Below are 24,155 nucleotides of genomic sequence, written 5' to 3'. Positions count from 1 at the left end.
GGCAGAGAGGAGCAGAGACCATGGCCAACCGTTTGAGCAACGATTTCCAGTTTATCGACGTGGGTCGCCAGGACCCCGAGAAGAAGGCGGCGCGGACCCGGGCACGGGAGTTCGCCGAGATCTACGAGCCCTATAAGCCCCAGGAGGCGGCCGGGCAGGCGCATCGCTGCCTGCACTGCGGCAATCCCTACTGCGAGTGGAAGTGTCCGGTCCACAACTACATTCCCAACTGGCTGCAGCTGGTCAGCGAGGGCAACATCCTCGAGGCGGTGGAGCTGTGCCACAAGACCAACTCGCTGCCCGAGGTGTGCGGGCGAGTCTGTCCCCAGGATCGCCTCTGCGAGGGTGCCTGCACCCTCAATGATGGCTTCGGCGCCGTGACCATCGGCTCGGTGGAGAAGTACATCACCGACACCGCCTTCGCCATGGGCTGGCGGCCGGACCTCTCCAGGGTTACCGCGACCGGTCGCAAGGTGGCGGTGATCGGCGCCGGCCCGGCGGGCCTGGGCTGCGCCGACATCCTGGTGCGCAACGGCGTCAAGCCGGTGGTGTTCGACAAGTACCCGGAGATCGGCGGGCTGCTGACCTTCGGCATCCCCGAGTTCAAGCTCGACAAGACGGTGATGGAGCGTCGCCGCGCGGTCTTCGAGGAGATGGGCATCGAGTTCTGCCTCGGCGTCGAGGTGGGCAAGGACATCGCCTTCGACGCCCTGCTCGAGGAGTACGATGCGGTCTTCCTGGGCATGGGCACCTACAAGTACATGGAGGGCGGTTTCCCCGGCGAGGACCTGCCCGGGGTGCACAAGGCGCTCGACTATCTGATCGCCAACGTCAATCACTGCCTGGGCTTCGAGAAGGAGCCTCACGAGTACACCTCGCTGAAGGGCCAGCGCGTGGTGGTGCTGGGCGGCGGTGACACCGCCATGGACTGCAACCGCACGGCGATTCGTCAGGGGGCATCCAGCGTGACCTGTGCCTATCGCCGCGACGAGGAGAACATGCCGGGCTCCAAGCGCGAGGTGGCCAACGCCCGCGAGGAGGGCGTGGAGTTCCTGTTCAACCGCCAGCCGGTGGCGGTGGTCGGCGAGGGCAAGGTCGAGGGCGTGAAGGTGGTGCGTACCCGGCTCGGCGAACCCGACGAGAACGGCCGCCAGCGCCCGGAGGTGGTGCCCGGTTCCGAGGAGGTCATTCCCGCCGATGCCGTGGTGGTGGCCTTCGGCTTCCAGCCGAGCCCGGCGCCCTGGTTCGAGACCGTGGGCATCGAGATCGACGAGCGTGGCCGGGTCAAGGCGCCCGAGGCGGGGCGTGCCCATCCGTTCCAGACCACCAACGAGAAGATCTTCGCCGGTGGCGACATGGTGCGCGGCTCCGACCTGGTTGTCACCGCCATCTATGAGGGACGCCAGGCCGGCGAGGGCATCCTCGACTACCTGGAGGTGTGAACGGGGGCCTGACTCGTGGCTTTCCCGGCGACAGGTCTACGCGGAGGCGCTGTGAACCCCTCCCTGGGCGCTACATTTGCCATCCATGGCAAATGACCTCCGCTTCGACCTGTCCCCGGGGCCGCTCAGATCGGTGGCCAGCCGCCGTCAGCGCCGCCTGTTCTAGTGGCGGCGCGCGGCGCTGAAATTGAGCCTTTGGTCGCATTCTGCTAGTCTGTCGTCCCATCCTGGCCCGGCTTCCTGCCGTGCCTACCGATCACGTTTCGACAGGTTCTCCATGACACGATATATCTTCGTGACCGGCGGCGTTGTGTCCTCTCTCGGCAAGGGCATCGCGTCGGCCTCGCTGGCGGCGATTCTCGAGGCGCGCGGCCTCAAGGTCACCATGCTCAAGCTCGATCCCTACATCAATGTGGATCCGGGCACCATGAGCCCCTTTCAGCACGGCGAGGTGTTCGTCACCGAGGATGGCGCCGAGACCGACCTCGACCTGGGGCACTACGAGCGCTTCATCCGCACGAAGATGACCCAGGCCAACAACTTCACCACCGGTCGCGTCTACGAGCACGTGCTGCGCAAGGAGCGTCGCGGCGACTACCTGGGCGGCACCGTGCAGGTCATCCCGCACATTACCGACGAGATCAAGCGCCGGGTGTACGAGGGCGGCAAGGGCTTCGACGTGGCGCTGGTCGAGATCGGCGGCACCGTGGGCGACATCGAGTCGCTGCCGTTTCTGGAATCGATCCGCCAGATCAGAAGCGAGCTGGGCGCGAGCCGGGCGATCTTCATGCACCTGACCCTGGTGCCCTATATCAAGACGGCCGGCGAGACCAAGACCAAGCCGACCCAGCACAGCGTCAAGGAGCTGCGTTCGATCGGTATCCAGCCGGATATCCTGATCTGCCGCAGCGAAGTGGAGCTCGAGGAGACCGAGTGTCGCAAGATCGCGCTGTTCACCAATGTCGAGGAGCGTGCCGTCATCCCCCTTCAGGATGCCGACACCATCTATCGCATCCCGCTGATGCTCCACGAGCGCGGCCTCGATGACATCGTCTGCGACAAGCTGCGCCTGGAGCCCGGCGAGGCGGACCTCGGCGAGTGGGTGAAGGTGCTCGATGCCAAGCTCAACCCGCTGAAGTCGGTCAACATCGCCATGGTCGGCAAGTACATGGAGCTGCTCGACGCCTACAAGTCGCTCAACGAGGCGCTGATCCACGCGGGCATCCAGTCCCGCATCAAGGTCAACGTCGACTACATCGACTCCGAGGACATCGAGCACCACGGCGCCGAGCGCCTGGCCGGCAAGGACGCCATCCTGGTGCCCGGCGGCTTCGGCGAGCGCGGCGTCGAGGGCAAGATCGCCACTGCCCGCTTTGCTCGCGAGAACGGCATCCCCTACCTCGGCATCTGCCTCGGCATGCAGGTGGCGGTGATCGAGTTCGCGCGCCACGTGGCCGGCTGGGACGACGCCGATTCCACCGAGTTCACCCACGATACTCAGCACCCGGTCGTGGGCCTGATCACCGAGTGGCTGAGCCCCGAGGGCAAGGTCGAGCTGCGCGACGAGGCCTCCGATCTCGGTGGCACCATGCGCCTGGGCGGCCAGGTCTGTCAGCTCAAGGCCGGCAGCAAGGCCCGCGAGGCCTACGGCAGCGACGAGATCGTCGAGCGCCATCGCCACCGCTTCGAGGTCAACAATCAGTTCATCGGCGAGCTCGAGCAGGCGGGCCTGGTGGTCTCCGGCAAGAGCGTCGACAACTCCCTGGTGGAAGTGGTCGAACTGGCGGATCACCCCTGGTACGTCGCCTGCCAATTCCACCCCGAGTTCACCTCCACGCCGCGTGACGGTCATCCGCTGTTCACCGGCTTCGTCAGCGCGGCGCTGGAGCACAAGACGGCACGCACGCGTGCCCAGTCCGTCCACCAGGAGTGAGGTCGATGTCGGCATCCCAAGGTGAGACCCCGGAGCGACACATCGGCATTGCCGGCCTCGAGGCCGGCAACTCCCTGCCGCTGATGCTGCTCGGCGGCATGAACGTGCTGGAGTCCCGCGAACTGGCCCTCGAGGTGGCCCAGACCTACGTCGAGGTGACGTCTCGCCTCGGCATGCCCTACGTCTTCAAGGCGAGCTTCGACAAGGCCAACCGCAGCTCCATCCACTCCTTCCGCGGCCCGGGCCTCGACAAGGGCCTGGAGATCCTGGCCGAGGTGAAGGAGCGTTTCGGCGTGCCGATCATCACCGACGTGCACGAGCCCTGGCAGGCCGCGCCGGCGGCCGAGGTCGCCGACATCATCCAGCTGCCGGCCTTCCTGGCGCGCCAGACCGACCTGGTGGTGGCCATGGCCGAGACCGGGGCGGTGATCAACATCAAGAAGCCGCAGTTCCTGGCTCCCCACGAGATGCGCCACATCCTGCGCAAGTGCGAGGAGGCCGGCAACGACCGGCTGCTGCTCTGCGAGCGCGGCTCCAGTTTCGGCTACAACAACCTGGTCGTCGACATGCTCGGCTTCGGCGACATGAAGCAGACGGGCTACCCCGTGTTCTTCGACGTCACCCACGCCCTGCAGCGCCCGGGTGGCCGGGCCGACAGCGCCGGCGGCCGGCGTCAGCAGGTCGCCGAGCTGGCGCGCTCCGGCGTGGCGGTGGGCCTGGCGGGGCTCTTTCTCGAGGCCCATCCCGACCCGGACAACGCCAAGTGCGACGGGCCCTGCGCCCTGCCGCTGGACCGCCTGGAGCCCTTCCTGGCCCAGCTGAAGGCCATCGATGATCTGGTCAAGGGGTTCGCGCCTCTCGAGATTTCCTGATTCTTCCCAACGCTGACACGACAAGGACCAACAAGATGACCCATATCGTCGACATCCGCGCCCTCGAGGTGCTGGACTCACGCGGCAATCCAACCGTCCAGGCCGAAGTGCGCCTGGAGAGCGGCGCCATCGGCGTGGCGTGCGCCCCGAGCGGCGCCTCCACCGGCTCCCGCGAGGCCCTGGAGCTGCGTGACGGCGACAAGAGTCGCTATCTGGGCAAGGGCGTGCTGAAGGCCGTGGAGGCCATCAACAGCGGGATTCGTGAGCGCCTGATCGGCATGGATGCCTGCGACCAGCACGGCCTGGACGATGCCATGCGGGTGCTCGACGGCACCGACAACAAGGCCACGCTGGGCGCCAACGCCATCCTGGCCGTCTCCCTGGCCGCCGCCAAGGCCGCCGCCACCGCCAAGGGCGTGCCGCTCTACGCCCATATCGCCGAGCTCTACGGTCAGCCGGGCCGCTACCTGATGCCGGTGCCGATGATGAACATCCTCAACGGCGGCGAGCATGCCGATAACAACGTCGACATCCAGGAGTTCATGATCCAGCCGGTGGGCGCGCCGAGCTTCCGCGAAGGCCTGCGCATGGGCGCCGAGATCTTCCACGCCCTGAAGAAGGTGCTCTCCGCCCGCGGCCTCTCCACCTCGGTGGGCGACGAGGGCGGCTTCGCGCCGAACCTCGCCTCCAACGCCGAGGCGCTGGCGGTGATCAAGGAGGCCGTCTCCAACGCCGGCTACGGGCTCGACAGCGACGTGACCCTGGCCCTCGACTGCGCCTCCTCCGAGTTCTACCAGGACGGCGAGTACAACCTGTCCGGCGAGGGCAAGAGCTTCGATGCCGCGGGCTTCGCCGACTACCTGGCCGAGCTGTGCGACCAGTACCCCATCGTCTCCATCGAGGACGGCATGGACGAGTCCGACTGGGACGGCTGGAAGGCCCTGACCGACAAGCTCGGCGACAAGGTCCAGCTGGTGGGCGATGATCTCTTCGTCACCAACACCCGTATCCTCAAGCGCGGCATCGACGAGCAGATCGGCAACTCCATCCTGATCAAGTTCAACCAGATCGGCTCGCTCTCCGAGACCCTGGAGGCCGTGCGCATGGCCCAGGATGCCGGCTTCACCGCGGTGATCTCCCATCGCAGCGGCGAGACCGAGGACACCACCATCGCCGATCTCGCGGTGGGTACCTGTGCCGGCCAGATCAAGACCGGCTCGCTGTGCCGCTCGGATCGCGTCGCCAAGTACAACCGTCTGCTGGTGATCGAGCAGGAGCTGGGCGAGGCGGTCGACTACCCGGGGCGCGCCGCGATCAAGGGCCAGTAAGCACGTCGAGTAAGTACTTCGAGTAAGCGCATCGAGTCAGCGAACAGTGTTGCCTTTGGTGTGGCCTCGTGTAGGAGATCGCCTACACGGTGACGACGACATTCGCTATTCATGCGTCGGACAGGGCCGACCCTTTGCGGGGTAGGCCCTTTTTATTATATTGATTTTAAACCCTTTTTTGGTTTTTTGGTCGCGAGAGGCCGGTGACGAGGAGCCTCGCAAGTCGCCATGGGCAAGCTTGTGTGGCCGGGCCGGCGTGTCACAATGGCCTCGGGATTAGGGGAGAGTGGCAACGCTCTCCGGCAGGATGCATTGGGATGCAAGCAAGAGTGATGCGCTCGGCGCGGCAGGACGCCGCCCCCGGGCAGGGACGTCATCACGGGAGTCGAGCGGAGGGAACCGCTCAAGGATTGGCTGGGAGCGGGCGGCCTGCGGGCCGCCTTTTTTGCGGCCGAGAACTTGTTGGCCGAGAGCTTGCTGGATCGCGCGGTTGGCGGCCTGGTTCAGGACACAACGACGACGCCGGATGTCGAGAGACATCCGGCGTCGTCGTGTCTGGCGGGCTTGTTCCGTGCGTGTTGCTCAGCGCTCAAGCAGCTCCAGCTTGCCCGGCTTGCCGTCCCAGCTCTCCGCGTCTTCCGGCGGATCCTGCTTCTCGCTGATGTTGGGCCACACCTCGGACAGCTCGGCATTGATCTCGATGAACGCTTCCTGGCCCTCTGGCAGCTCATCCTCCGCGAAGATCGCCTCGGCGGGGCACTCCGGCTCGCAGAGCGCGCAGTCGATGCACTCGTCGGGGTGGATCACCAGGAAATTGGGACCCTCGTAGAAGCAGTCCACCGGGCAGACCTCGACACAGTCGGTGTACTTGCACTTGATGCAGTTCTCGGTGACGACGAATGTCATGCCAGTCTCCCATTCTCCGGCCGGGGCGTGGCCGATAGTCATTGATTCGATATTGGTTATAAGAAAAGCATTTCTTATAATTTCAAGGCTTTTGGTCGAGCCATTCTAGTCGCGGCACGGGGCGCCCGCAAGCGCGTCGGGCCGCCATTGTCGGCCATTCACAGCGCCTCTTTCCAGCGGTAGAGCAGCTCCAGGGCCTGGCGCGGCGACAGCGCGTCGGGGTCCAGCTCGCCCAGCTGTTCGACCAGCGGATGGGGCGTGCTGGCGAAGAGGTCGGCCTGGCGGGGGGCACCGGTAGATCGCTCGTCGCCGGCCGCGGCCGGCGGCAGCCGGCTGCCCTGGTCGATCTCCTGCTGCTCGAGGGTGGCCAGCTTCTCCCGGGCGCGGGCGATCACCGCCTGGGGCACGCCGGCGAGCTGGGCCACCTGCAGGCCGTAGCTCTGGCTGGCCGGGCCATCCTCCACCCGGTGCATGAAGACGATGCCGTCGCGGTGCTCCGCGGCCGTCAGGTGCACGTTGGCCACCCCCTCGGCCTGCTCGGGCAGTGCCGTCATCTCGAAGTAGTGGGTGGCAAACAGCGTAAAGGCCCGCGAGCGCGTCAGGTGCTCGGCGCTGGCCCAGGCCAGCGACAGGCCATCGAAGGTGCTGGTGCCCCGGCCGATCTCGTCCATCAGCACCAGGCTCTGGTCGGTGGCGTTGTGCAGGATGCTGGCGGTCTCGGTCATCTCGACCATGAAGGTGGAGCGCCCGCCGGCCAGGTCGTCCGAGGAGCCGATGCGGGTGAAGATGCGATCCACCGGGCCGATGCTGGCCGCCTCCGCCGGCACGAAGCTGCCGGTATGGGCGAGCAGGGTGATCAGCGCCGCCTGGCGCATGTAGGTCGACTTGCCGCCCATGTTGGGGCCGGTGATGACCAGCATCCGGCGCGCGTCGTCCATGACCAGGTCGTTGGGCACGAAGGGCGCCTCGCTGACCTGCTCGACCACGGGGTGGCGCCCGCCGCGGATGTCGATGCCCGGCGCCCCGGGCAGCGACGGGCGCACGAGCTCCAGCGCCCGGGCGCGCTCGGCGAAGGCGCACAGCACGTCCAGCCCCGCGAGCGCCCGGCCGGTATCCTGCAGGGTGGCGAGCTCGGCGTTCAGGGTGTCGAGCAGGCCGTCGTAGAGCAGCTTCTCCCGGGCCAGCGCCCGGGACTTGGCCGAGAGCGCCTTGTCCTCGAACTCCTTGAGTTCGGGGATGATGAAGCGCTCGGCGTTCTTGAGGGTCTGGCGGCGCACGTAGTCCACCGGGGCGTCCCGGGCCTGGGCGCGGGGGATCTCGATGTAGTAGCCGTGGACCCGGTTGTAGCCGACCTTGAGGCCGGCAAGCCCGGTGCGTTCGCGCTCCCGGGTCTCCAGGGCCACCAGGTAGTCGCCGGCGTGCTCGGCGAGCCCGCGGTGCTCGTCGAGTTCGGCGTCGAAGCCCTCGGCGATCACCCCGCCATCGCGGATCACCACCGGCGGGTTCTCCACCAGGGCGCGGCTCAGGGTGTCGGCGAGCTCCGGATAGGGGTGGATATGGCGCCTGAGCTCGTCAAGCGTGGTGCCCTCGGCGTAGTGCGCAAGCTCGGCCTCGAGGGCGGGCAGGGCGACCAGGGCGTCGCGCAGGCGCGCCAGGTCGCGGGGCCGCGCGCTGTAGAGGGCGACCCGGGCGAGGATGCGCTCGACGTCGCCGATCGCCTTGAGCGAGTCGCGCAGGGGCTCGAAGCCCTCGTCGTCGAGCAGCAGCGCCACCGCCGCCTGGCGGGCGCCGACCTGGTCGCGGTCGCGCAGCGGACGGTTGAGCCAGCGCTTGAGCAGTCGCGAGCCCATGGCCGTGGCGGTGGTGTCGAGCACGCTGGCCAGCGTGTTGTCGGCGGTGCCGCCGAGGTTCACGTCGATCTCCAGGTTGCGCCGGCTGGCCGCGTCGATCACCACGGCGTCCTCGCGGCTCTCCACGCCGATGGCGGTGACGTGGGGCAGGGCGGTGCGCTGGGTGTCCCGGGCATAGTCGACCAGCACCCCGGCGGCGGTGATGGCCGCCTCCAGGTGGGCGCAGCCGAAGCCGCGCAGGTCCTGGACCTGGAACTGATCGCACAGGGTGCGCTCAGCGCTCTCGAGGTCGAACAGCCAGTCGCTCTGGCGGCGCAGGCCGCGCCGGCCCTCCAGGGCCGGCGGCAGCGACAGGCTCTCGGCGACCAGCAGCTCGGCCGGGTCCAGCCGGGTGAGTTCGGCGAGCATCTCGCCTTCGCCCTCGACCTCCAGCACGCTGAAGCGCCCGCTGGAGAGCTCCAGCCAGGCCAGCCCCCAGCGTGCCCCGAGCGGCGCCATGGCCACCAGCAGGTTGTCGCGACGGGCATCCAGCAGCGCCTCGTCGTAGAGGGTGCCGGGGGTGACGATGCGCACCACGCGCCGCTCCACCGGTCCCTTGCTGGTCGCCGGGTCGCCGATCTGCTCGCAGATCGCCACCGATTCCCCGGCGGCCACCAGCCGGGCCAGGTAGCCTTCGGCGCTGTGGTAGGGCACGCCGGCCATGGGGATCGGCTGGCCGGCCGACTGGCCGCGCTGGGTGAGGGTGATGTCGAGCAGGGCGGCGGCGCGTCTGGCGTCATCGAAGAACAGCTCGTAGAAGTCGCCCATGCGGTAGAAGAGCAGCACGTCGGGGTGCTCGCGCTTGATCTTCAGGAACTGGCTCATCATCGGGGTATGCTGGGCGCTGGCCTGTGACATGGGCTTCCTTGGACGTTCGGTGAAGAGGGTGGCGAGATGCGGGGGAGACCGGCGTCGGGCACGCCATGCATGTCTCGGGCAAAGCCAGTATTCTACGCCCAAGGGCGGTCGACGTCAGGCCGCCGGCGGGTCACCATCGTCAGGGAGGAAGGCCATGACCGCGCACGCCGAGGATCTCGAGCGCCATGATCTGCGGGGCCTCGCCGAGCGTCTCGGCGAGCGCTGCCGCGCGCGGGGTATCACCGTCACCGCGGCGGAGTCCTGCACCGGCGGCGGGGTGGCCAGCGCCATCACCGCCGTGGCCGGCAGCTCCGCCTGGTTCGAGACCGGCTACGTGACCTACGCCAACGGCGCCAAGACGCGGCTGCTCGGGGTTCCCGAGGCGCTGCTGGCTGAGCACGGCGCGGTGAGCCGCGAGGTCGTCGAGGCGATGGTCATCGGCGCCTGCCGCGACAGCGGCGCGGGGCTCGGCGTGGCGATCAGCGGCGTCGCCGGCCCCGGCGGCGGCAGCGTCGACAAGCCCGTGGGCACCGTCTGGCTGGCCTGGGGCAGCGCCGAGGGGGCCGAGTCGACGTGTCATCACTTTCCTGGCGATCGCGCCGCGGTGCGCGAGCAGGCAGTGCGAGAGGCGCTGATCGGCCTGGTGCGGCGGCTGAGGCCCATCTGACCTCCATCCGGCGCGCATTGCCGCTCATGACGCTGGTCGCGACGCGAATTTTTCGCCATAATACTGTTCAGTCATACAGTGGTTGACGGCCGTCGTTACTCTCATTCGGCACGTCCCATTCGCTACCTTTCAGGAGTTTCTTCATGGCTCAGGACGAAAACCGCAGCAAGGCGCTGAATGCTGCCCTCTCCCAGATCGAGCGCCAGTTCGGCAAGGGCACCGTGATGCGCCTGGGCGATGCGCCCCGCGTGGTGATGCCGTCGGTCTCCACCGGCTCGCTGGGCCTGGACATCGCGCTCGGCATCGGCGGGCTGCCGCTGGGCCGGGTGGTCGAGATCTTCGGCCCGGAATCCTCGGGCAAGACCACCCTGACCCTGTCGGTGATCGCTCAGGCCCAGAAGCAGGGCAAGACCTGCGCCTTCATCGACGCCGAGCACGCCCTGGATCCGAGCTATGCCGAGAAGCTTGGCGTCAATCTCGATGACCTGCTGGTCTCCCAGCCGGACACCGGCGAGCAGGCGCTGGAGATCTGCGACATGCTGGTGCGCTCCGGCGGCGTCGACGTGATCATCATCGACTCGGTGGCGGCGCTGACGCCGCGGGCCGAGATCGAGGGTGAGATGGGCGACTCCCACGTCGGCCTGCAGGCGCGCCTGATGTCCCAGGCGCTGCGCAAGATCACCGGCAACATCAAGAACGCCAACTGCATGGTGGTGTTCATCAACCAGATCCGCATGAAGATCGGCGTGATGTTCGGCAGCCCCGAGACCACCACCGGTGGCAACGCGCTGAAGTTCTACTCCAGCGTGCGCCTGGATATCCGTCGCACCGGCTCGGTCAAGCAGGGCGATGAGGTGACCGGCAACGAGACCCGGGTCAAGGTGGTCAAGAACAAGGTGGCGCCGCCGTTCCGCCAGGCCGAGTTCCAGATCCTCTACGGCAAGGGGATCTACCATGCTGGCGAGGTGGTCGATCTCGGCGTGCAGTGCAAGCTGGTCGACAAGGCCGGCGCCTGGTACAGCTACCAGGGCAACAAGATCGGCCAGGGCAAGGCCAACGCCGCCCAGTTCCTCGAGGACAACCCGGCGGTGATGGAGGAGATCGAGAGCCAGATCCGCGCCCAGCTGCTGACCCCGGTGGAGCCGAAGAAGGAAGAGGCCGCCGACGAAACGCTGGCCGCCGAGGACGGCGGCGACGACCGGGCCTAAGCCATGCTCAGCGATACCTCGGGGGGCGGCGAGTCGACGCCCCGCAGCGACGCCATCCGCCTGCTGGCCCGTCGCGAGTATTCGCGACACGAGCTGGCCGAGCGGCTGGCGGCCAAGGGGCACGAGGCCGAGGCGATCGCCGAGTGCCTCGATGCCCTGGCCGAGCAGGGCCTGCAGTCCGACGAGCGCTTCGCCGAGGGATTCCTGCGCTCGCGCATCCTGCGCGGCCAGGGGCCTATGAAGATTCGTCTCGACCTGGAGCGTCGCGGGCTGGATCGCGAGGAGATTCGCCACGCCTTCGACGAGGCCGCCCGGCGCGGCGAGGGCGACTGGTTCGCCCTCGCCTGTGAGGCCCTGGCGCGGCGCTTTCCCGGCCCGGGCGATACCCCCCGCGAGCGCGCCCGGCGCGAGCGCTTCCTGGCCGGCCGCGGCTTCGATTTCGACCAGGTGCGCCACGCCCTGGAAGCGGCCTGGTTGACCGACGACTGAGCCCGCATCGGCCCGCTCCCCTTCAGTCGATTGACAACTGCGCTATAATGCCCCCCTTTGCGAATGCCCCGGGTGGCGCTCCTGTGGCGCAGTGGCGAGCCGATACCGGCATCGACACGCCGCTTGCCGACCCACCGGGCCACCATGCTCATCGCTACGGATACCCCATGAAAAGCGCAGACATCAGACAGGCTTTCCTGAGTTTCTTCGAGGAGCAGGGCCACACCATCGTGCCCTCCAGCTCGCTGGTGCCAGGCAACGATCCGACCCTGCTGTTCACCAACGCCGGCATGGTGCCGTTCAAGGACGTCTTCCTGGGTCGCGACCCGCGCCCCTACGTGCGTGCCACCTCGTCCCAGCGCTGCGTGCGCGCCGGCGGCAAGCACAACGACCTGGACAACGTCGGCTATACCGCCCGCCACCACACCTTCTTCGAGATGCTGGGCAACTTCAGCTTCGGCGACTACTTCAAGCGCGACGCCATCCGCTTCGCCTGGACCTTCCTGACCGAGGTGCTGGGGCTGCCCAAGGAGAAGCTGTGGGTCACGGTGCACATCAGCGACGACGAGGCCGAGCGCATCTGGAAGGACGAGATGGGCATCGACCCCGAACGTTTCTCCAAGCTCGACGAGGATAACTTCTGGCAGATGGGCGACACCGGCCCCTGCGGGCCGAGTTCCGAGATCTTCTTCGATCACGGACCCGAGGTCTGGGGTGGCCCGCCCGGCAGCCCGGAAGAGGATGGCGACCGCTACATCGAGATCTGGAACCTGGTGTTCATGCAGTTCGATCGTGACGCGGCCGGCACCCTCAATCCGCTGCCCAAGCCCTCCATCGACACCGGCATGGGCCTGGAGCGCATCGCCGCGGTGATGCAGGGCGTGCACTCCAACTACGAGATCGACCTCTTCCAGCACCTGCTCGAGGCCGCGGCTCGGGCCACCGGCCACGGTGACACCACTGCCCCCTCGCTGCGGGTGATCGCCGACCACATCCGCTCCTGCGCCTTCCTGATCGCCGACGGCGTGCTGCCCTCCAACGAGGGGCGCGGCTACGTGCTGCGTCGCATCATCCGCCGCGCCATCCGCCACGGCCACAAGCTCGGCGCGCGCGGCAACTTCTTCCATAAGCTGGTGGGCGCGCTGGACGCGGAGATGGGCGAGGCCTATCCGGAGCTTCGCGAGGCGCGCCATCAGATCGAGCGCGTGCTGCTCAAGGAAGAGGAGCAGTTCGCCCGCACCCTGGAGCACGGCATGGGCCTGCTCGAGGAGGCCCTGGCCGAACTCGAGGGCGATACCCTGCCCGGCGAGACGGTCTTCAAGCTCTACGACACCTACGGCTTCCCCTACGACCTGACCGCCGACGTCTGCCGCGAGCGTGACGTCAGCCTCGACGAGGCCGGCTTCCAGGAGGCGCTGGAGGCCCAGCGCGAGCGCGCCAGGGCGGCCAGCCAGTTCGGCGCCGACTACACGGCGGCGATCGAGCTCGAGGGCGAGACCGCCTTCACCGGCTATGACCAGCTGGAGGATCGCGCCACGGTCACCGCCATCGTCGATCGCGAGGGCAACGCCCTGGCCAAGCTGACCCCCGAGCAGCGCGGCGTCGTGGTGCTCGACCGCACACCGTTCTACGGCGAGTCCGGCGGCCAGGTCGGCGATACCGGCTACCTGGAGCTCGACGGCGGGCGCTTTTTGGTCACCGACACCCAGAAGCAGGCCGGCCATCACCTGCACCACGGCGTACTGCTCGAAGGCGAGCTGGCCGTGGGTGCCCTGGTGCATCCCCGGGTAGACGCCAGCCTGCGCGCCGCCACGGTGCGCAACCACTCGGCGACCCACCTGATGCACAAGGCGCTGCGCATGGTGCTCGGCGATCACGTCCAGCAGAAGGGCTCGCTGGTCACCCCCGAGCGCCTGCGCTTCGACTTCAGCCACTTCGAGCCGCTGACCGGCGAGCAGCTGGCCGAGGTGGAGCGCCTGGTCAACGAGCAGATTCTCGCCAACGCGGCGACGCGCACCGAGCAGATGACCCTCGACGAGGCCAAGGAGAAGGGGGCGGCGGCGCTGTTCGAGGCCAAGTACTCCGACAGCGTGCGCGTGCTGACCATCGGCGCCGACGACTTCTCCATCGAGCTGTGCGGCGGCACCCACGTCGCCCGCAGCGGCGACATCGGCTGCTTCCACATCGTCAGCGAGGCGGGGATCGCCAGCGGCGTGCGGCGCATCGAGGCGATCACCGGGGCGGGCGCGCTCGCCTGGTTCCGCGAGCAGGAGGCGCGCCTGAACCGTATCGGCGAGCGGCTCAAGGCCAAGCCGGAGCAGGCCGAGGAGCGCGTCGACTCGCTGCTCGAGCGCAACCGCACCCTGGAGAAGGAACTCGAGCGGCTCAAGGCCAAGCTTGCCAGCGCCGCCGGCAACGACATGCTCGGCGAGGCCCATGAGGTCGAGGGCATCAAGGTGCTGGCCAAGCGTCTCGACGGCGTGGCCGGCAAGGAGCTGCGCGGCATGCTCGATCAGCTCAAGAACAAGCTGGGCTCCGGCATCGTGGTGCTGGGCGTCGCCGACGCCGAGGCCGGCAAGGTCAGCCTGATCGCCGGCGTGACCGACGACCTCACCGGCCGCGTCAAGGCCGGCGAGCTGGTCAACCACGTGGCCTCCCAGGTCGGCGGCAAGGGCGGCGGCCGACCCGACATGGCCCAGGCCGGGGGTAGCGATGTCTCGGCACTGCCGGGTGCGCTTGCGAGCGTACCCGTCTGGGTCGAGGAGCGACTGAAGTAGGATACACAAGGGCCGGTAGCAGCGATGCACCGGCCCTCGTCGTATCTGGACACCTTTCACTCATCCGAGCGCTATGCGCACTCGACATACGAGGGAAAACGGCAAATGGCACTATACGTACAAAAATTCGGCGGCACCTCGGTGGGCTCCGTGGAGCGCATCAAGGCCGTGGCCGAGAAGGTCAAGGGCTTTCGCGACCAGGGCCACCAGATCGTGGTCGTGGTCTCCGCCATGAGCGGCGAGACCAACCGCCTGATCGGCATGGCCAACGAGATCAATGACGAGCCGACCCCGCGCGAGATGGACATGCTGGTCTCCACCGGCGAGCAGGTCACCATCTCGCTGCTGGCCATGGCCCTGCACAAGCTGGGCGTGCCGGCGACCTCCTACACCGGCTCCCAGGTGGGCATCCAGACCGACAGCGCCCACACCAAGGCGCGCATCCAGCGCATCGAGACCGACGAGCTGCAGGCCGACCTGGACGCGGGTCAGGTGGTGGTGGTCGCCGGCTTCCAGGGGGTCGACGAGGACGGCAACATCACCACCCTCGGTCGCGGCGGCTCCGACACCACCGGCGTGGCCCTGGCCGCGGCGCTCAAGGCCGATGAGTGCCAGATCTATACCGACGTCGACGGCGTCTACACCACCGACCCGCGGGTCTGCTCCAAGGCGCAGCGCCTGGAGACCATCACCGTGGAGGAGATGCTGGAACTGGCGAGCCTCGGCTCCAAGGTCCTGCAGATCCGCGCCGTCGAGTTCGCCGGCAAGTACAACGTCGCGCTGCGCGTGCTGTCCAGCTTCGAGGGCGGCCCCGGCACCCTGATCATTGCAGACTCTGACAAAGACGAGGATTCCATGGAAGAACCGCTGATCTCCGGTATCGCCTTCACCGCCAACGAGGCCAAGCTCACCCTGCTCAACACACCGGACGTGCCGGGCGTCGCCTCGCGCATCCTGGGCCCGATCGCCGATGCCAACATCGAGATCGACATGATCGTGCAGAACGTGGCGCCCGCCGGCGACTACACCGACTTCACCTTCACCGTGGCCAAGGGCGACTACCGCCAGACCATGAAGATCCTCCAGGATCAGGTGATTCCCGACCTCGGCGGCGGTGATCTGCGCGGCGACGACAACATCGCCAAGGTCTCGCTGGTCGGCGTGGGCATGCGCTCGCACGCCGGGGTGGCCTCCAAGATGTTCCGCGTGCTGGCCGACGAGAACATCAACATCCGCATGGTCTCCACCTCCGAGATCAAGATCTCCGTGGTGATCGACGAGAAGCACATGGAGCTGGCGGTCAAGGCGCTGCACAAGGCGTTCGGCCTCGACAAGCGCAGCATCGAGCAGGAATAAGGGCTCACTCGAGTCGCCGACACCTTCTACGCTTCTAGGAGGATCGCCGACACCTGTGTCAAAGAGCCTTCTTTCAACGTGGTGCTGGCCGGCCACGCGTTGGCATCAGTGGTCAGGGACGGCGAGTTGTCGCACAATGCAGCCATGTCGTCCCTCCCGGCGAGCATCCCGTAGCCAGAAGTCTGAGAAGGAGATCAGTCATGCTCATCCTGACCCGCCGTGTCGGCGAAACCCTGATGATCGGTGACGACGTCACCGTCACCGTCCTTGGCGTCAAGGGCAACCAGGTCCGCATCGGCGTCAATGCGCCCAAGGATGTCGCCGTGCATCGTGAGGAGATCTACCAGCGTATCCAGCGCGAGAAGTCCGAGACCGACGTCGAGAACGACGATTAGGGCGAAGCGGACGATCGTGGGCCTTGGTGCCACGGGCCGGTAGCGAAAAGTTGCCGGGACCGCTGGACAATGGCCTTACAGAACGGTAGGATACGCACCGTGCCGATGAGGGAGAGGTGGCCGAGTGGCTGAAGGCGCTCCCCTGCTAAGGGAGTAAGGGGTTTATAGCCTCTTCGAGGGTTCGAATCCCTCCCTCTCCGCCATTATCGACACATGAAGATCAAGCGCCCGTAGCTCAGCTGGATAGAGTACCTGACTACGAATCAGGTGGTCGGAGGTTCGAATCCTCCCGGGCGCGCCATCTTCATCTGGATGTGATCGACTGCTTCACGCCGTCGTACCCGTCCCCGCAATGAGTCTGCTCGTTGCCTTTCGCGCCCGTAGCTCAGCTGGATAGAGTACCTGACTACGAATCAGGTGGTCGGAGGTTCGAATCCTCCCGGGCGCGCCAGATTACGACCCGTCCTCACCACGAGGGCGGGTCTTCTGTTTTGTTTCGATGTTTTCTCGCTAGCCGGACCGGTCGCGCCCAGGATGGGCCCCGGCTCCGCGATCGTTTGGGGCGCCGTCGCATTGCGACGTGCGCCTCTTTTTTTGTCCGGCGTCTTTCTCTGGTCTTAGGTCGTCGTCTCGGGCCGTCTCCTCGAGCGCGATGGTCGGCTTTCGCCGCGGCTCAGGGGGCGTCCGTCCCCCGGGTGTCGCAGGGCAGGGCGCTCGCTTCCGCCGCCAGCCAGTCGCGAAAGGCCGTCATCGCCGCGGTGGGGTCCGGGCGATAGAACAGCCAATAGCCACGCTCCTCGTTGGCCGGCGCGTCGAAGAGTCTGACCAGGGTGCCCTGGGCCAGCTCGTTCTCGATCAGCACCGGCGGGCAGAGGGCGACCCCCTGGCCGGCCACGGCCGCCGCACTCAGCAGGTTGAAGTCCTGGTAGAGCACACCCGTGTCGATCATGGGCGGCATCAGCCCGTGGCGGCGAAACCACTGCTGCCAGGGGCGATAGGTCTCGTCGTGGAGCAGCTCCTGGTTGAGCAGGTCGCCGGGGGTATGCAGCGGCGCGGCCTGCTCCAGGTAGAGGGGGCTCGCCACCGGCCAGGTGGCGCCGCTGAAGAGCCGCAGGCGCTCGGCCGCTACGGTCGGTGCCGCATCCTGCCAGGTGATCAGCACGTCGGCATCGCGGGGGAGGCGCTCCTCGAGGGCGCCGGCGTACTGCAAGCTGATCGAGATGCCGGGATGCTGCTGTCGAAAGCGACTGAGCCGCGGAATCAGCCAGCGCACGGCCACCGAGGGCAGGCATCCGATCCGCAACTGGCTACTGCTCTGCTGCCTGACGAAGGTGTCGACGGCCGTATCGATTCGCGTGAACCCCTCCCGCAGCTCTTCCGCCAGCTGGGCGCCGCGCGGCGTCAGGCAGATGCCGCGCCCCTGGCGGGTGATCAGGCGGGCGCCGAGCACCGTTTCCAGGCGGCGCAGCTGGTGGCTGACCGCCGACTGGGTGACGCTCAGGATCGCCGCGGCGGCCGTCAGGCTGCCGCTGTAGGCGACGACCTCGAAGGTCTTGAGGGCGGAGAGGGAGGGTCGTGGCATAGATGATCTCAGATCAAGTTTGCGAGGATTTTATATCACTTTTTTTGACAGAATATCATCGATAGCCTGAGCGCCCCATCTCGCCTGGCGTTCACTCGTTGCCGGCGCGGGGGAGATCGACCACCACAATCGACAACAAGGTTCAAGACGGGGCTGTCCATGAGCACTTCGGTACTGATGTCTTTCGCGATCTACCTGATGCTGATGCTCGGCATCGGGATCTACTTCTATCTCGCTACGCGCGACCTCTCGGACTACATTCTCGGCGGGCGCAACCTGCCCCCGGGCGTCGCCGCCCTGAGTGCCGGCGCCTCTGACCTCAGCGGCTGGGCCCTGATGGGTCTGCCCGGGGCGATCTTCACGGGCGGCCTGTCCCAGGCCTGGATCGCGGTCTGGACCCTGCTCGGGGTCTACCTCAACTGGTCGCTGATCGCCGAACGGCTGCGGGTCTTCACCGAGGCCGCCGGCAACGCCCTGACCATTCCCGACTACCTGGAGGCGCGCTTCGTCGACCGCCAACGGATCCTGCGCACCGTCTCCTCGGTGGTGATGCTGGTGTTCTTCACCTTCTATGTCTCGGCCGGCCTGGTCGGCGGGGCCGTGCTCTTCGAGAGCCTCTTCGAGATCGACTACCGGGTGGCGCTGTGGACCGGGGCGGCGGTGATCGTCTCCTACACCTTCCTCGGCGGCTTCCTGGCCGCCTCCTGGACCGACCTGATTCAGGGGTTGATGATGGCCGCGGCGCTGTTTGCGGTGGCGATCATGACGCTGCTGGCGCTGAGCAACGGCGAGGCCTCTCCGGCCGCCGCTTCGGTCGAGGCCGTCGAGCCGCTGGGCGGGATGATGGAGGGCATGACCCTGGTCGGCATGCTGTCGCTGGCCGGCTGGGCCATCGGCTACGTCGGCCAGCCCCACGTGGTGGTACGCTTCATGGCGCTTCGGCGGCGCGAGGACGTCAAGGTCTCGCGGCGCATCGCCCTGCTGTGGTCGGCGATCACCATGGGCTCGGCGGTGGCGGTCGGCGCGCTGGGCTATCACTGGTTCGGCGGCAGCCTCGAGAACAGCGAGCGGGTCTTCATCGAGCTCTCCAACGTGATGCTCACCCCCTGGGTGGCAGGCTTCGTGCTGGCCGGCGTGCTGGCGGCCATCATGAGCACCATCGATTCCCAGCTGCTGGTCTGCTCCAGCGCCCTGGCCGAGGATCTCTATCGCGGCTTCGTGCGCCCCGCGGCGAGCCAGCGCGAGCTGGTCTGGCTGAGCCGGGCGAGCGTGCTGGCCGTGGCCCTGCTGGCCACCTTCATGGCCCAGGATCGCGACAGCAGCATCCTCGACCTGGTCTCCTACGCCTGGGGCGGCTTCGGTGCCGCCTTCGGTCCGGTGATCCTGCTGTCGCTGTTCTGGCGCGGCATGACCCGTAACGGGGCGATCGCCGGCCTGCTGGTGGGCGCCGTGACCGTGGCCGTCTGGAAGCCGCTCTCCGGCGGTCCGGCGGGCATCTTCGACATGTTCGAGGTGGTGCCCGGCTTCGCGCTGTCGCTGCTGGCGGTGGTGCTGGTCAGCCGCATGAGTGAGGGGCGCGCCGAGCGCGAGTGCTTCGAGACGCTGATGCGCACCTGGCGCCGCCCCCAGGATTCCCTTTCTGAACCGACCGCCGCCAAGGCGCAAGGAGTTTCCCATGAGCAGTAAGGTACCCGCGGCCTACCAGGCCACCCAGGGCTCGATCCTCGACGTGGACCAGGCCTTCTATGACCGACTGACCCAGGCGCACGGTGAGCGCCGCCTGGTCGAGAGCCACGTGGTGCCGCTGCGCGACGGCCTGGCGTGGACGGTGCCGGCGGGGCACGTCTTCCGGGTCAAGGTGATCGAGGGCTCCCAGGTCGGCGACTTCAACATGTGGAACCTGCACAATCCGCGCGAGCGCATGTGGGCCTCGCGCACCCGCCAGCTGCAGCGCGCCCACGTCAGCACCTACGATCGCCTGTGGTCGACGCTGCCGTACCTGCGTCCCATGGCCACCATCATCGACGACACCCTGGCCGACTACGGGGTCGACGACGAGGGTGGGCGCGTCCACGACCTGCTGGGCACGCGCTGCGATCCCTACGTCAATCGCCTGCTCACCGGCGAGGACTTCGACTTCCACTGCCACTCCAACCTGGTGCGCGCCGTGGAGCCCTGGGGGCTGACCGAGTTCGACGTCCACGACGTGCTCAACATCTTCCAGTGCACCGGGCTCAACGACGACGACCAGTACTTCATGAAGGCCTGCCCGGCGCGCAAGGGCGACTATCTCGAGTTCTTCGCCGAGATCGACCTGCTCTGCGCCATGTCCTGCTGCCCCGGCGGTGACCTGTCGGTGGACCTGTGGGGCCCCGACGCGCGCGACCCGCTGGAAACCTGCCACCCCCTCGGCGTCGAGATCTACGCCCTGGACGAGGCGCGTCTGGCCGGCTGGCGCTCGCCGGAGCCCGCGCCCTACCGCGGCCGCCACGGGCGCCGCGCGCCGGACACCGACTGGACCGAGATCAAGCGGCAGCGCTGCTGCTGACCCCCGGGCCCCGGCCGCGGGGCCCGATCACACCACGGCGAGGAGGAGGGCACATGCCGCGACTGCTGCTCAATGCCGACATGGGCGAGAGCCTGGGGCCCTGGAAGATGGGCTGCGATGCCCGGGTCATGCCGCTGGTCGACCTGGCCAACGTGGCCTGCGGCTTTCACGCCGCCGACCCGGATACCATCCGCGCCACCGTGCGCCTGGCGGCGCAGCACGGCGTCACGGTCGGGGCGCACCCGGCCTATCCCGACCTGGTCGGCTTCGGGCGTCGCTCCCTGGCCTGCTCGGCCGAGGAGGTCGAGAACCTGGTGCTCTACCAGCTCGGCGCCCTGGCCGCGATGTGCCGGGCCGAGGGCGCGCGTCTGGGCTACGTAAAGCCCCATGGCGCGCTCTACAACGACATGATGCGCGACCCCGCGCGGCTGGCGGCGGTGATGCGGGCGCTGGCGGTCTTCGATGCCGACCTGCCGCTGATGGCGATGGCGACCCGCGACCCGGCGGTGGCCCGGGAGCTCGCCGCCGAGCACGGCATCACCCTGTGGCTCGAGGCCTTCGCCGACCGGGCCTACGACGGCAACGGGCACCTGGTGAGCCGCGCCGAGCCCGGGGCGGTGCATCGCGATCCCGAGCGCATCCTCGATCAGGCGCGCCGCATCGCCCGCGGGATGCCGCTCACGGCGAGCGACGGCAGCGCCCTCGTCCTCGAGGCGCAGACGCTCTGCGTGCACGGCGACAATCCGGAATCGATCGCCGCGGTGGCGGCGATCCGTCGCGAGCTGGACCGGCTCGAGGGGGCGGCATGATGCGCGCACGCCTGGAGAATGCCGGGGTCGACGCCTGGCTGGTGCGCCTGTTCGACGCCATCGACGAGGGCAACATGCCGGCGATGATGGCGCTCTGCCGCCGCTGCGAGGCGGCCTTCGGTGAGGCGCTGGTCGATCTGGTGCCGTCCTACACCACCCTGCTCGTGCACTACGATCCCCTGCGCCTGACGGCGGCCGAGGCCCGCGCCAAGCTCGCGGGCCTGCTCGAGGACCTGGCGGCGGGGGAGGAGCCACAGGGCGGCGAGGTCAAGACGCTGCCGGTCTGGTACGACCCCGCCGTGGGGCCGGAGCTCGCGCGCCTGCAGGCGAGCACCGGCCTGTCGCTCGGCGAGGTGATCGCGCTCCACGCGGGGCAGGAGTATCGCGTCTTCGCGCTGGGCTTCGCGCCGGGCTTCGCCTTCATGGGCAGCGTGGATGCTCGCCTCGAGACGCCGCGCCTGGCCACCCCGCGGCCGCGGGTGCCGGCCGGCAGCGTGGCCCTGGCCGGGCGGCAGACCTCGGCCTATCCACGGGTCTCGCCGGGCGGCTGGAACCTGCTGGGGCGCACCCCCGCGAGGCTCTTCGATCTCGGCCGCGAGGGGCTGAGCCTGCTGTCGGTCGGTGACCGGGTGCGCTTCACCGCCATCACCCGCCGTGAATTCGAACGCCTGGGCGGCGACACCGCGCCCGTGGCCCCGCTGGCGGAGGTCGCGTCATGAGTCAGCACGAGATGGGCTACCTGCGGGTCGAGCGGGCCGGGCCGCTGGCCATGCTTCAGGATGCCGGGCGCTTCGGCACCCGCCGGCTCGGCGTCACCCAGGGCGGGCCGGCCGATCTGCACGCTTTCGCCTGGGCCAACCGCCTGCTGGGCAATGCCTGGGACGCGGCGGCGCTGGAGATCTCATTGGGCGGGCTCGTCCTCGTCGCCGAGCGGACCACGCGGCTGGCGCTCGGCGGGGCGGACCTGCAGGCGAGCGTCGAGGGCGCGCCGGTTGCGCCCTGGTGCGTCGTCACCCTGCGCGAGGGGCAGCGGCTCAGCTTCGCCACGCCGTCGAGTGGCCTGCGGTCCTACCTGGCCGTGCCGGGCGGCTTCCGCGGCGAGCCGGTGCTGGGCAGCTTGGCCTGCGTCGCCCGCGAGGGGCTCGGTGGGCACGCCGGCGACGGGCGTGCGCTGGCCACGGGCGACCGGTTGGGCTTCGGCCTCGATGCCGGCGCGCGTGACGCGCCCGAGGGGACGGTCCCCGAGGGGGAGCGGCACGACTATCGCCGCCCGGCGCGGCTGGCGCTGATTCCCGGGGCGCAGGTGGCGGACTTCTCCGGCTCGAGCCTGTTTAGGGCCTTCAACGAGGCCTGGCGGGTCGATACCCGTGCGGATCGCATGGGCGTCAGGCTGCGCGGGCCGGCGCTGAGCTGCCGGCTGTCCGGCCTGATCTCGGAGGGCATCGCGCTGGGCGCGGTGCAGGTGCCGCCTGACGGCCAGCCCATCGCGCTGCTCAACGACCGCCAGACCATCGGCGGCTATCCGCGCCTGGGCACCCTCACGCCGCTGGCCTGCGCGCGGCTCGCCCAGTGCGCGCCCGGCCAGGAGGTGCAGCTGGTGGCGACGCCGCTGGGGCAGGCTCAGGCGCGCCATCGGCGCTTCCTCGCAACAATGGGGGCAGGCTAGGCGCTGAGCGTCGCTTCCGTAGTGGCCTGGAAGCTGGGGTGGGGCGCTGGCGCGGCCAGCCCCTCGAGCAGCCCTTCGAGCAGGGCATCGAGCTGGGTGATGCGCTTGAGCGCCTGGAAGCGGCGGGCGGCCTCGGCGTCGCGCTGGCGCATATGGTTGAGCCACTGTTTAAGCAGTGAGGTGACGACGCGGTCGGGCAGCGTGCTACGCTGCGTTGCAGCAAACTCGGCGAGAATCGCCGCTCTCGCGTGCCAGGGCGTCTCCGGTAGGCGTTCGCCGGTGGCCTGCCAGTGGCGGATGCGACCGGCCAGGCGGGGATCGGCCAGGGCTCCGCGGCCGAGCATCACGTCGCGGCAGCCGGAGAGCGTGCGCGCCTTCCAGTAGTCCTCCAGGGTCCAGATGTCGCCGTTGGCGACCACCGGAATGGACAGGCGCTGGCGGATCCGGCCGATCCACTCCCAGTGGGCGGGGGGGCGGTAGCCCTCGTTCCGGGTGCGACCGTGGACCACCAGCCGTTGGGCGCCGGCATCCTGGGTAGCCAGTGCGCAGGCCAGCGCCAGGCGGCGGTCGGCGAAGCCCAGGCGGACCTTGGCGGTCACCGGGATCGCCTCGCCCACGGCCGCGTGCACCGCCGCCACGGCGGCATGCACGCGGCGCGGGTCGCGCAGCAGCGAGGCGCCGCCGTCGTGGCGATTGACCAGCTTGGCCGGGCAGCCGAAATTGAGATCCACCCCGGTGGCGCCGAGGCGCAGCGCCTGCCGGGCGTTGGCGGCCAGCGCCGCGGGGTCGGAGCCGAGCAGTTGCAGCGTCACCGGCACGCCGCTCGGGGTGGCGGGGGCCGTGTCGGTCTCAAGCTCCGGGCAGTGCTTGTAGAAGACGCGGGGCGGCAGCCGGGCATCGACGACGCGCACGAACTCGGTCACCACCCAGTCGAAGCCGGGGGCGCGCGTCAGCAGGTCGCGGGTCACCGCGTCGATGACCCCCTCCATGGGCGCTAGGCCGATTCGACCCTTATGTAGTAAATTAACAACGCTGACTTCCACCATGACGCCATTGCAATCTGTCGGGGATCTGGCAGGTTATATGATCACAAAAAATGCGCAAGTCGGGTTTTTTTGCCGTTTCTCGCCCAACTTGCCGCAAGAGTCAGGAGAATTCGCATGCAGGATTCGCAGCTGATAAACGAGGGCCTCGCCCTGATGGGCCTCGGCATGGGCTTCGTCTTTGTTTTTCTTACCGTGCTGGTGGGCGTTACCACGCTGATGTCCAAGACGATCGGCCGCTTCTTCCCCGAGCCGGTCGCTCCCGCCGCCCGTGATTCCCGTGCCCCGGCCGCGCGCCAGGACGATGACCTCACCGTGGTCATCAGCGCGGCGGTGCACCGCTATCGCCAGCGCCACAAGCGCTGAGGCGATCGTCCCGCCTTCCCC

At 68.4% G+C, this 24,155-nt stretch carries 20 protein-coding genes and 3 tRNA genes; 19 read left to right on the top strand and 4 right to left on the bottom strand.

Annotated features, from left to right (window positions below):
• Window positions 1-20 precede the first annotated feature (20 nt).
• From ABE957_RS11540 to eno, 4 genes are all read left to right on the top strand, one after another.
• On the top strand, window positions 21-1,442 hold the full coding sequence (locus ABE957_RS11540) for an FAD-dependent oxidoreductase (RefSeq protein ID WP_349758843.1): 1,422 nt from the start codon (window positions 21-23) through the stop codon (window positions 1,440-1,442).
• Between the two features lie 277 nt (window positions 1,443-1,719).
• Window positions 1,720-3,375, top strand: coding sequence for a CTP synthase (gene pyrG, locus ABE957_RS11535; protein ID WP_349758842.1), 1,656 nt, complete (start codon window positions 1,720-1,722; stop codon window positions 3,373-3,375).
• A gap of 5 nt (window positions 3,376-3,380) precedes the next feature.
• Window positions 3,381-4,247 carry a 3-deoxy-8-phosphooctulonate synthase gene (gene kdsA, locus ABE957_RS11530; protein ID WP_349758841.1) on the top strand — a complete coding sequence of 289 codons (867 nt, stop codon included), beginning with the start codon at window positions 3,381-3,383 and terminating at the stop codon, window positions 4,245-4,247.
• 35 nt (window positions 4,248-4,282) lie between these two features.
• Window positions 4,283-5,575 carry a phosphopyruvate hydratase gene (gene eno, locus ABE957_RS11525; RefSeq protein WP_349758840.1) on the top strand — a complete coding sequence of 431 codons (1,293 nt, stop codon included), beginning with the start codon at window positions 4,283-4,285 and terminating at the stop codon, window positions 5,573-5,575.
• 582 nt (window positions 5,576-6,157) lie between these two features.
• Here eno and fdxA read toward each other — a convergent pair.
• Together fdxA and mutS are read right to left on the bottom strand one after the other, a co-directional pair.
• A complete protein-coding gene (gene fdxA, locus ABE957_RS11520) occupies window positions 6,158-6,481 on the bottom strand; it encodes a ferredoxin FdxA (protein ID WP_349758839.1) in 324 nt (107 codons plus the stop codon).
• 158 nt (window positions 6,482-6,639) lie between these two features.
• Entirely contained in the window at window positions 6,640-9,228 is a 2,589-nt protein-coding gene (mutS, locus tag ABE957_RS11515; RefSeq protein ID WP_349758838.1) for a DNA mismatch repair protein MutS, read from the bottom strand.
• Window positions 9,229-9,382: 154 nt separating this feature from the next.
• Between mutS and ABE957_RS11510 the strand changes: the two genes are divergently transcribed.
• The 9 genes from ABE957_RS11510 (at window position 9,383) to ABE957_RS11470 (ending at window position 16,571) form a co-directional block, all read left to right on the top strand.
• The gene (locus tag ABE957_RS11510) at window positions 9,383-9,895 is read left to right on the top strand and encodes a CinA family protein (protein WP_349758837.1); all 513 of its coding nucleotides are present in this window, start codon (window positions 9,383-9,385) and stop codon (window positions 9,893-9,895) included.
• Between the two features lie 143 nt (window positions 9,896-10,038).
• Complete coding sequence (recA, locus tag ABE957_RS11505; protein WP_349758836.1) at window positions 10,039-11,103, top strand: recombinase RecA; 1,065 nt, start codon at window positions 10,039-10,041, stop codon at window positions 11,101-11,103.
• A gap of 3 nt (window positions 11,104-11,106) precedes the next feature.
• Window positions 11,107-11,592 (top strand): regulatory protein RecX, encoded by a 486-nt coding sequence (locus tag ABE957_RS11500; protein WP_349758835.1) that lies wholly within the window; start codon window positions 11,107-11,109, stop codon window positions 11,590-11,592.
• A 167-nt stretch (window positions 11,593-11,759) separates the two neighbouring features.
• The gene (alaS, locus tag ABE957_RS11495; RefSeq protein WP_349758834.1) at window positions 11,760-14,369 is read left to right on the top strand and encodes an alanine--tRNA ligase; all 2,610 of its coding nucleotides are present in this window, start codon (window positions 11,760-11,762) and stop codon (window positions 14,367-14,369) included.
• A gap of 105 nt (window positions 14,370-14,474) precedes the next feature.
• The gene (locus ABE957_RS11490) at window positions 14,475-15,725 is read left to right on the top strand and encodes an aspartate kinase (RefSeq protein ID WP_349758833.1); all 1,251 of its coding nucleotides are present in this window, start codon (window positions 14,475-14,477) and stop codon (window positions 15,723-15,725) included.
• 200 nt (window positions 15,726-15,925) lie between these two features.
• Window positions 15,926-16,120, top strand: coding sequence for a carbon storage regulator CsrA (gene csrA / locus ABE957_RS11485; protein WP_349758832.1), 195 nt, complete (start codon window positions 15,926-15,928; stop codon window positions 16,118-16,120).
• Between the two features lie 110 nt (window positions 16,121-16,230).
• Window positions 16,231-16,323 (top strand) — tRNA-Ser (locus ABE957_RS11480).
• Between the two features lie 21 nt (window positions 16,324-16,344).
• Window positions 16,345-16,421, top strand: a tRNA-Arg gene (locus ABE957_RS11475).
• 73 nt (window positions 16,422-16,494) lie between these two features.
• A tRNA-Arg gene (locus ABE957_RS11470) sits at window positions 16,495-16,571 on the top strand.
• A 222-nt stretch (window positions 16,572-16,793) separates the two neighbouring features.
• On the opposite strand, the gene ABE957_RS11465 is transcribed toward ABE957_RS11470, so the two are convergent.
• Window positions 16,794-17,702, bottom strand: a complete 909-nt coding sequence (locus ABE957_RS11465) for a LysR substrate-binding domain-containing protein (RefSeq protein ID WP_349758831.1) — start codon at window positions 17,700-17,702, stop codon at window positions 16,794-16,796.
• A gap of 159 nt (window positions 17,703-17,861) precedes the next feature.
• On the opposite strand from ABE957_RS11465, the gene putP reads away from it, so the two are divergent.
• Genes putP through ABE957_RS11440 form a run of 5 tightly spaced genes read left to right on the top strand, consistent with a single transcriptional unit; the run spans window position 17,862 to window position 22,725 of the window.
• Entirely contained in the window at window positions 17,862-19,388 is a 1,527-nt protein-coding gene (gene putP, locus ABE957_RS11460) for a sodium/proline symporter PutP (protein ID WP_349758830.1), read from the top strand.
• Window positions 19,378-20,250, top strand: a complete 873-nt coding sequence (locus ABE957_RS11455; RefSeq protein WP_349758829.1) for an urea carboxylase-associated family protein — start codon at window positions 19,378-19,380, stop codon at window positions 20,248-20,250. Before putP ends, ABE957_RS11455 begins: the two co-directional genes overlap by 11 nt.
• Before the next feature lie 53 nt (window positions 20,251-20,303).
• Window positions 20,304-21,059: a 5-oxoprolinase subunit PxpA gene (locus ABE957_RS11450; protein ID WP_349758828.1), complete on the top strand. Its 756-nt coding sequence runs from the start codon at window positions 20,304-20,306 to the stop codon at window positions 21,057-21,059.
• Window positions 21,059-21,778, top strand: a complete 720-nt coding sequence (locus tag ABE957_RS11445; protein WP_349758907.1) for a 5-oxoprolinase subunit B family protein — start codon at window positions 21,059-21,061, stop codon at window positions 21,776-21,778. Before ABE957_RS11450 ends, ABE957_RS11445 begins: the two co-directional genes overlap by 1 nt.
• A complete protein-coding gene (locus tag ABE957_RS11440; RefSeq protein WP_349758827.1) occupies window positions 21,775-22,725 on the top strand; it encodes a 5-oxoprolinase subunit C family protein in 951 nt (316 codons plus the stop codon). Before ABE957_RS11445 ends, ABE957_RS11440 begins: the two co-directional genes overlap by 4 nt.
• Here ABE957_RS11440 and ABE957_RS11435 read toward each other — a convergent pair.
• Window positions 22,722-23,714, bottom strand: coding sequence for a tRNA dihydrouridine synthase (locus tag ABE957_RS11435; protein WP_349758826.1), 993 nt, complete (start codon window positions 23,712-23,714; stop codon window positions 22,722-22,724). The genes ABE957_RS11440 and ABE957_RS11435 overlap by 4 nt on opposite strands.
• A 171-nt stretch (window positions 23,715-23,885) precedes the next feature.
• Here ABE957_RS11435 and ABE957_RS11430 point away from each other — a divergent pair, with 171 nt between their 5' ends.
• The gene (locus tag ABE957_RS11430) at window positions 23,886-24,134 is read left to right on the top strand and encodes an OadG family protein (protein ID WP_349758825.1); all 249 of its coding nucleotides are present in this window, start codon (window positions 23,886-23,888) and stop codon (window positions 24,132-24,134) included.
• The last annotated feature ends 21 nt before the right edge of the window (window positions 24,135-24,155 follow it).

It is taken from the genome of Halomonas pelophila, from assembly GCF_040196315.1.
Classification (GTDB): domain Bacteria; phylum Pseudomonadota; class Gammaproteobacteria; order Pseudomonadales; family Halomonadaceae; genus Halomonas; species Halomonas pelophila.
This window is presented reverse-complemented; position numbering and strand designations above follow the sequence as displayed.

What these genes read in the sequence shown, in the direction of transcription:
- eno (WP_349758840.1), top strand. Translation starts at nt 4,283, where the DNA reads ATGACCCATATCGTCGACATCCGCGCCCTCGAGGTGCTGGACTCACGC.
- fdxA (WP_349758839.1), bottom strand. Translation starts at nt 6,481, where the DNA reads ATGACATTCGTCGTCACCGAGAACTGCATCAAGTGCAAGTACACCGAC.
- ABE957_RS11510 (WP_349758837.1), top strand. Translation starts at nt 9,383, where the DNA reads ATGACCGCGCACGCCGAGGATCTCGAGCGCCATGATCTGCGGGGCCTC.
- csrA (WP_349758832.1), top strand. Translation starts at nt 15,926, where the DNA reads ATGCTCATCCTGACCCGCCGTGTCGGCGAAACCCTGATGATCGGTGAC.
- putP (WP_349758830.1), top strand. Translation starts at nt 17,862, where the DNA reads ATGAGCACTTCGGTACTGATGTCTTTCGCGATCTACCTGATGCTGATG.
- alaS (WP_349758834.1), top strand. Translation starts at nt 11,760, where the DNA reads ATGAAAAGCGCAGACATCAGACAGGCTTTCCTGAGTTTCTTCGAGGAG.
- recA (WP_349758836.1), top strand. Translation starts at nt 10,039, where the DNA reads ATGGCTCAGGACGAAAACCGCAGCAAGGCGCTGAATGCTGCCCTCTCC.
- ABE957_RS11435 (WP_349758826.1), bottom strand. Translation starts at nt 23,714, where the DNA reads ATGGAGGGGGTCATCGACGCGGTGACCCGCGACCTGCTGACGCGCGCC.
- ABE957_RS11540 (WP_349758843.1), top strand. Translation starts at nt 21, where the DNA reads ATGGCCAACCGTTTGAGCAACGATTTCCAGTTTATCGACGTGGGTCGC.
- ABE957_RS11445 (WP_349758907.1), top strand. Translation starts at nt 21,059, where the DNA reads ATGCGCGCACGCCTGGAGAATGCCGGGGTCGACGCCTGGCTGGTGCGC.
- ABE957_RS11450 (WP_349758828.1), top strand. Translation starts at nt 20,304, where the DNA reads ATGCCGCGACTGCTGCTCAATGCCGACATGGGCGAGAGCCTGGGGCCC.
- ABE957_RS11465 (WP_349758831.1), bottom strand. Translation starts at nt 17,702, where the DNA reads ATGCCACGACCCTCCCTCTCCGCCCTCAAGACCTTCGAGGTCGTCGCC.
- ABE957_RS11455 (WP_349758829.1), top strand. Translation starts at nt 19,378, where the DNA reads ATGAGCAGTAAGGTACCCGCGGCCTACCAGGCCACCCAGGGCTCGATC.
- kdsA (WP_349758841.1), top strand. Translation starts at nt 3,381, where the DNA reads ATGTCGGCATCCCAAGGTGAGACCCCGGAGCGACACATCGGCATTGCC.
- ABE957_RS11490 (WP_349758833.1), top strand. Translation starts at nt 14,475, where the DNA reads ATGGCACTATACGTACAAAAATTCGGCGGCACCTCGGTGGGCTCCGTG.
- ABE957_RS11500 (WP_349758835.1), top strand. Translation starts at nt 11,107, where the DNA reads ATGCTCAGCGATACCTCGGGGGGCGGCGAGTCGACGCCCCGCAGCGAC.
- ABE957_RS11440 (WP_349758827.1), top strand. Translation starts at nt 21,775, where the DNA reads ATGAGTCAGCACGAGATGGGCTACCTGCGGGTCGAGCGGGCCGGGCCG.
- ABE957_RS11430 (WP_349758825.1), top strand. Translation starts at nt 23,886, where the DNA reads ATGCAGGATTCGCAGCTGATAAACGAGGGCCTCGCCCTGATGGGCCTC.
- pyrG (WP_349758842.1), top strand. Translation starts at nt 1,720, where the DNA reads ATGACACGATATATCTTCGTGACCGGCGGCGTTGTGTCCTCTCTCGGC.
- mutS (WP_349758838.1), bottom strand. Translation starts at nt 9,228, where the DNA reads ATGTCACAGGCCAGCGCCCAGCATACCCCGATGATGAGCCAGTTCCTG.